The sequence below is a fragment of the Mesorhizobium sp. M4A.F.Ca.ET.020.02.1.1 genome (genome assembly GCF_004022645.1).
Lineage (GTDB): Bacteria > Pseudomonadota > Alphaproteobacteria > Rhizobiales > Rhizobiaceae > Mesorhizobium.
Genome location: NZ_RZOI01000365.1, coordinates 1 through 6,031, shown reverse-complemented (window position 1 = coordinate 6,031; position 6,031 = coordinate 1). Strand labels below are relative to the sequence as shown.

Genomic DNA, 6,031 nt, shown 5'->3' with positions numbered 1-6,031 from the left:
TTCCAAGGTCGAGATCCTGAACGGCACGACCGTGCTCGGCTCGACCGTTGCCGGTCCGGACGGCGCCTTCGCCGTCGTCCTTGACGATCCGCTGAAGCCCGGCGACTACACCATCACGCTGCGCTCGACGACCGGCGATGTGGTGACCGCCTCGGTGCAGACCGCCGTCGTCTCGATCCCGCAGAGCCCAGCCGGCCAGGTGCTTGCCATGGTCGAGGAACCGGGCAAGCCGTCCGAACTGCTTACCGTCCCGGCACCGGAGACGAAGCCCGCGGCACCCGCCACTGGCGACCAGGCGGCCGCTCCGGCGGCCGAAGCGCCCGCCGCTACGGCTCCGGCCGCGCCGGCCGCGGTTGAAGCCGCGCCAGCACCAGCGCCCGCTGCGCCGGCAACGCCGCCGGCGGCACCGGCGGGCGAGCCCAAGATCGTCGTCGAGGCGGTCGAGATCGACGGCAACAAGATCTTCGTCGCCGGCACGGCCGATCCCGGCCGCAAGGTGCGTGCCTATGCCAACGACATACTGCTCGGCGACGCCCAGACCTCGCCTGACGGCCATTTCCTGGTCGAAGCGGCGCGCGACATTCCGGTCGGCAGCTACACCATCCATGTCGATGCCCTCGATGCCGACGGGGTGAAGGTGGTGGCCCGCGCCGCCGTGCCCTTCGAGCGCGAGCCGGGTGAGTCGGTCGCCGCCGTGGCGCCGGCCGAGGTCAAGCCGGCGGAGGCAAAGCCCGCCGAAGCCAAACCAGCCGCGCCCGCGACAGCGGGCGAAGCGCCTGCTGCCCCGGCAGCCGAACCCGCTGCGCCTGCAACGACGGCCGAAGCGCCTGCTGCTGCTCCTGGCGCCGAAGCCCCGGCCAAGGTGGCTGCCGCGACGCCCGACGCCCCCGAGACGGTGGCGCCCAAGCTCGAACATGCCGATAGCGCCGTCATCATCCGGCGCAACGATACACTGTGGCGGATCTCGCGCCGCGTCTATGGCCACGGCGTGCGCTATTCCACCATCTATCTCGCCAACCAGGACCAGATCAGCAACCCTGACCGCATTTGGCCGGGCCAGGTGTTCAAGGTCCCGCAAAAGTCGAAGGAAGGCGAGGACGCCGACATGAAGGCGATGGGCGACCAGATGACGACGGCGCCGACGAAGACGCAGTAGGAATTCGGCGATTGGCCAATCTCCCCCTTGTGGGGAGATGCCCGGCAGGGCAGAGGGAGCGCTGTCGCGCCAACTCCGGAAATTGCCTCCATTGCAGTGCGCAGGCGTTATACTACCCACCAGCTTAGCTTGCCCTCGCATCGTTCATCGTCTATCGCCGATGAACGATGACCGAATCCCTGACTGAACCCACCCTGGTGGGCGCTCCGCCCGGTTGCGCCCCGGACAGCCGCGCCGTCGCGGCGCGGTTCGCGGCACTTTCGCATCCGGCACGCATCGAGATCCTCAGGCATCTCGCCGCCAGCCGTTCCTGCTGCTGCCGCGAGGTGGTCGACCATCTCGACCTCGCCCAGTCCACCGTCTCGCAACATCTGAAGATACTGGTCGAGGCCGGGCTGGTCCGTTTCGAGCCCGACCGCCAGCGCTCGCGCTACGAGGTCGACCACGCGGCGCTCGCCGATGTCTCGGCGTCGCTCTCGGCGCTGGTCAAATCCTGCTGCTCCGTCGGCTAGAACAAGAAGGCAAAAAGAATGGCCGGAAAAACCGTCTCCGATTCCTCGACCCTCGCGACACTCCGCAATCTGTGGCCCTATATGTGGCCGACCGACCGGGCCGACCTGAGGGCGCGCGTCACCTGGGCGACGCTGCTCCTGGTTGTCGCCAAGGTGACGCTGGTGGCCGGCCCCTATTTCTTCAAATGGGCGACCGACGCGTTGGCTGGCGCCGCGAAGACGCCGCCGCCGCTGCCGTCCTTCCTGCTTGCGCCGGTAATGCTGGTCGTCGCCTACAATGTGCTCCGCCTCGTGCAGCTCGGCTTCAACCAGCTGCGCGACGCGCTGTTTGCCCGTGTCGGGCAATATGCGGTGCGCCAACTCGCCTTCCGCACCTTCGTCCACATGCACCAGCTGTCGCTGCGCTTCCATCTCGAGCGCCGCACCGGCGGCCTGTCGCGCATCATCGAGCGTGGCACCAAAGGCATCGAGACGATCGTGCGCTTCATCATGCTGAACACGGCGCCGACCATCCTCGAATTCGCGCTCACCGCCGGCATCTTCGCCTTCACCTACGGCTGGAAATACGTGGCCGTTGTCGCTGTCACCGTCTGGATCTATGTCTGGTTCACGGTCAAGGCGAGCGACTGGCGGATCTCGATCCGTCGCGACATGAACGACAGCGACACTGACGCCAACACCAAGGCGATCGACTCGCTGCTCAACTTCGAGACAGTCAAGTATTTCACCAATGAGGCCATGGAGGCCGAGCGCTTCGATCGCTCGATGGCGCGCTATGAGACCGCCGCCACCCGCACCTGGACCTCGCTCGGCTGGCTGAACTTCGGCCAGGGCGTCATCTTCGGCCTCGGCACCGTCATCGTCATGTGCATGTCGGCGCTGGAAGTGCAGGCCGGCACGCAGAGTGTCGGCGACTTCGTCTTCATCAACGCCATGCTGATGCAGCTTTCCGTGCCGCTCAACTTCATCGGCTTCATCTATCGCGAGATCCGCCAGGGGCTGACCGACATCGAGCACATGTTCGACCTGCTCGACGTGCGGCAGGAAATCGTCGACAGGCCGGACGCCAGGCCTTTGGTGGTCGGCGCAGGCAAGGTCGAATTCCGCGACGTGCATTTCTCCTACGATCCGAACCGCAAGATCCTGAAGGGCGTCTCCTTCGAGGTGCCGGCGGGTAAGACGGTCGCCATCGTCGGCCCATCCGGGGCCGGCAAGTCGACCGTCTCCAGGCTGCTGTTTCGTTTCTACGACGTCCAGTCCGGACAGGTGCTGATCGACGGCCAGGACATCAGGGACGTCACCCAGGAGAGCCTGCGCGCGGTGCTCGGCATGGTGCCGCAGGACACCGTGCTGTTCAACGACACCATCGCCTACAACATCCGCTATGGCCGCGTCGGGGCCAGCGAGGAGGAGGTGCGCAAGGCAGCCGAGCTCGCCCAGATCGGCCCCTTCATTCAGAAACTGCCCGAGGGCTACCGCTCGATGGTCGGCGAGCGCGGGCTGAAGCTCTCCGGCGGCGAGAAGCAGCGCGTGGCGATCGCCCGCACCATTTTGAAGGCCCCGCCGATCCTGATGCTCGACGAGGCGACCTCGGCGCTGGACACCCAGACCGAGCAGGAGATCCAGGCAGCCCTCGACCTGGTCAGCAAGGGCCGCACCACCATCGTCATTGCCCACCGCCTGTCGACGGTGATCTCGGCCGACGAGATCATCGTGCTCAAGGACGGCCAGATCGCCGAACGCGGCACTCATGCCGCGCTCCTGCGCAAGGATGGCCTCTACGCCTCGATGTGGGACCGCCAGCGCGAGGCGACCGAGGCCGAGGAGAGGCTGCGCGTCGCCCGCGAGAGCGACGAGCTGGGTGTCATCGTACGGAGAAGGACGTCGGAGGTCAGTTAGCGCCTCTTCCTTCTCCCCTTGTGGGAGAAGGTGTCGCCGAAGGCCACGGATGAGGGTGTTCCAGCTTGGCGATATGTTGAAATCGCGGCAGCCGATCTTCCAGCACCCCTCATCCGTCTCGGCGCTGCGCGCCGATCCACCTTCTCCCACAGGAGGAGAAGGGGAAGTCGGCGCAAAATTTCCCCTTGACCTCAACCTATCTTGAGCTTGCAAACCGTCTCCGAGCCCCTGCGAAATGAGCTTTTCCCAAACGGAGACAGATCGAAATGAGCAATAAAAATCAAGGCAATGGCAGCGTGTTCCGGGTCGATAAGTTCGTCGTCCCGGTTGAAGCCCGCGAGGAGATCATCGGCAAGGTCCGGATGACCCATGAACTGCTGCGCCGGCAGGAGGGCTTCGTGCAGGATTTCCTGCTCGAGCAGTTCTCCGGGCCGGGCGAGTTCAACCTCGTCACCATCGTCGAATGGGAAAGCCAGGCAGCGGTCGACAAAGTAGTGCCGATCGTCAAGGTCGCGCACGAGCGCATCGCCTTCAATCCGCAGGAGACGATCGCCCGGCTGGGTGTCCGGGCGGATATCGCCAACTATCAGCGTCTGCCCGAACTGTAGGAGGGCCAGCCCGCGCCTGGCGCGGGTGAGGCGACGCTCAGCACCTGGCCGGTGCGGGCGTCGCTGATCATGTGCTCGAAGCCACGCCATTCGGCAGCCGTGATGTAGAGTGTCCTGCCGTCAGGCCCGCCGAGCATGCAGGCAAAGCAGCCGCGATCGGCTTCGACCCTGTCGAGCTTTATGCCGCCGTCGCGCACCCTGACGCAATGCCGGTTGGGCACGTCGGCGTACCAGATGCAGCCTTCGGCATCGATGCATATGCCATCGGGATAATCGTTGCCGAGATCTGCCCAGACACGGCGGTTGGTAAGGTTGCCATCGGCCGCGATATCGAAAGCGGTCAGTCGGTTGGCGTGGGATTCGGCGACGATCAGTGTCCGGTTGTCCAGCGTCACGGCCATGCCGTTGGCGAAGGCGATGTTCTCGGCCACCTGTCGCACCTCCCCGTCCTGCGTCACCAGGACGATGGTGCCCGGTCCGAAATGCTGGCCCGCCGCCGGCGCCGGCCCGCCGCCATTGACGTAGACGTTGCCGCGCCCGTCGACCACGATCTCGTTCCACGGGCTGTTCGACAGCGGCCTGAAATCGGCATGGGTGACGAGCGTTCCATCCGTTTCCTGCCGCAGCAACAAGCCTTCCCGGCCGGATATGACAAGCAATCGTCCATCCGGCAGCCAGTCGATCGAATAGGGCAGGGTGGCCGGTATTTTGAGCATGATTTCGCTGTTGCCTTCGGCATCGATGGCAATGATCTCGCCGGTTCCCCAATTGCAGACCCACAGCCGCCCCTCATGCCAGCGCGGCGACTCGCCGAAGGCGAGGCCCTCAGTGATGACCTTGGCGTCAATTGCAGACGATTTCGGCGATGGCATTTGGCGGGCTCCCTGGTCGAGTTGTCTAGCCAAGGACGAGCGGAAAGGTCGAGTTCCGACAGCATAGGCAAAAAATATGGCTGCGCGCCGTGCCGGCGTCGCACCCAACCTCTCCCAATGTTGCGTTGCGGGCAGGGGGGCTTTCCGCTATTGAGGCCGGACCTGAAACAGGGACCGTCCCAGCCCGATGAGCATCGTCGACACGATCAAGAATACGCTCGTTCCGATCCATCGCGAGGGCTATCCGTTCATCGCCGCTTTTGGCGCAGGCACGCTCTTCCTCGGCTATTTCTCTTCGATCCTGTTTTGGATCGGGCTGATCCTGACCGCCTGGTGCGTCTATTTCTTCCGTGATCCCGAGCGCGTCACGCCGGTCGACGACCGGCTGGTGGTGAGCCCGGCCGATGGCATCATCTCGGCGGTCGGGCCGGCCGTGCCGCCGCGCGAGCTTGGCCTCGGCTCTGGCGAGATGACCCGCATTTCCGTGTTCATGAACGTCTTTTCCTGCCATGTGAACCGCGCTCCGGTGCGCGGCCGCATCACGAAGATCGAGCATCGGCCCGGAAAATTCCTCAACGCCGAGCTCGACAAGGCAAGCTCGGAGAACGAGCGCAACGGGCTGGTCATCGACAGCCCCAACGGCACCGTCGCCGCCGTGCAGATCGCCGGCCTGGTGGCGCGGCGCATTGTCTGCTGGGCCGAAGCCGGCGGCTCGATCGCGATCGGCGAGCGTTTCGGGCTGATCCGCTTCGGCTCGCGTGTCGATGTCTTCCTGCCGCTGAATGCCGTGCCGCGCGTCGCCGTCGGCCAGACGGCGGTCGGCGGCGAGACCGTACTTGCCGAATTCGGCGGCGCGGCGGCGACGCCGCTGGTCAGGATTTCCTGAGCCGTGGGCGCGCCCTTCAAGAAATTCGAGGCGCACGCCAGCGGCGGCCCGCGCATCCGCGAGATCCCGATGCGCATGGTGCTGCCCAATCTCGTCAC

The 6,031-nt window shown here is 65.4% G+C and carries 6 protein-coding genes and 1 pseudogene; 6 read left to right on the top strand and 1 reads right to left on the bottom strand.

Annotation, left to right across the window (positions count from 1 at the left end):
• The 4 genes from EN742_RS21205 to EN742_RS21190 all read left to right on the top strand — a co-directional run.
• Positions 1-1,156, top strand: a 1,156-nt coding sequence (locus EN742_RS21205) for a LysM peptidoglycan-binding domain-containing protein (RefSeq protein ID WP_148670178.1), incomplete at its 5' end; no start/stop codon positions are given.
• A gap of 167 nt (positions 1,157-1,323) precedes the next feature.
• The gene (locus tag EN742_RS21200; protein WP_126055676.1) at positions 1,324-1,668 is read left to right on the top strand and encodes a metalloregulator ArsR/SmtB family transcription factor; all 345 of its coding nucleotides are present in this window, start codon (positions 1,324-1,326) and stop codon (positions 1,666-1,668) included.
• Positions 1,669-1,686: 18 nt separating this feature from the next.
• Entirely contained in the window at positions 1,687-3,567 is a 1,881-nt protein-coding gene (locus tag EN742_RS21195) for an ABC transporter ATP-binding protein/permease (protein WP_126055675.1), read from the top strand.
• Positions 3,568-3,833: 266 nt separating this feature from the next.
• Positions 3,834-4,175, top strand: a complete 342-nt coding sequence (locus EN742_RS21190) for an antibiotic biosynthesis monooxygenase (protein WP_126055674.1) — start codon at positions 3,834-3,836, stop codon at positions 4,173-4,175.
• Here the strand turns inward: EN742_RS21190 and EN742_RS21185 are convergent.
• Positions 4,154-5,047, bottom strand: coding sequence for an SMP-30/gluconolactonase/LRE family protein (locus EN742_RS21185; RefSeq protein ID WP_127407544.1), 894 nt, complete (start codon positions 5,045-5,047; stop codon positions 4,154-4,156). The genes EN742_RS21190 and EN742_RS21185 overlap by 22 nt on opposite strands.
• 187 nt (positions 5,048-5,234) lie before the next feature.
• On the opposite strand from EN742_RS21185, the gene EN742_RS21180 reads away from it, so the two are divergent.
• Entirely contained in the window at positions 5,235-5,933 is a 699-nt protein-coding gene (locus EN742_RS21180; protein ID WP_126055672.1) for a phosphatidylserine decarboxylase, read from the top strand.
• Between the two features lie 3 nt (positions 5,934-5,936).
• Positions 5,937-6,031: pseudogene (locus EN742_RS40255) on the top strand (CDP-diacylglycerol--serine O-phosphatidyltransferase); the annotation flags it as partial.

Bases quoted from the DNA above. Each gene is read 5' to 3' on its own strand.
- EN742_RS21200 (WP_126055676.1), top strand. From the start codon at position 1,324: ATGACCGAATCCCTGACTGAACCCACCCTGGTGGGCGCTCCGCCCGGT.
- EN742_RS21190 (WP_126055674.1), top strand. From the start codon at position 3,834: ATGAGCAATAAAAATCAAGGCAATGGCAGCGTGTTCCGGGTCGATAAG.
- EN742_RS21185 (WP_127407544.1), bottom strand. From the start codon at position 5,047: ATGCCATCGCCGAAATCGTCTGCAATTGACGCCAAGGTCATCACTGAG.
- EN742_RS21195 (WP_126055675.1), top strand. From the start codon at position 1,687: ATGGCCGGAAAAACCGTCTCCGATTCCTCGACCCTCGCGACACTCCGC.
- EN742_RS21180 (WP_126055672.1), top strand. From the start codon at position 5,235: ATGAGCATCGTCGACACGATCAAGAATACGCTCGTTCCGATCCATCGC.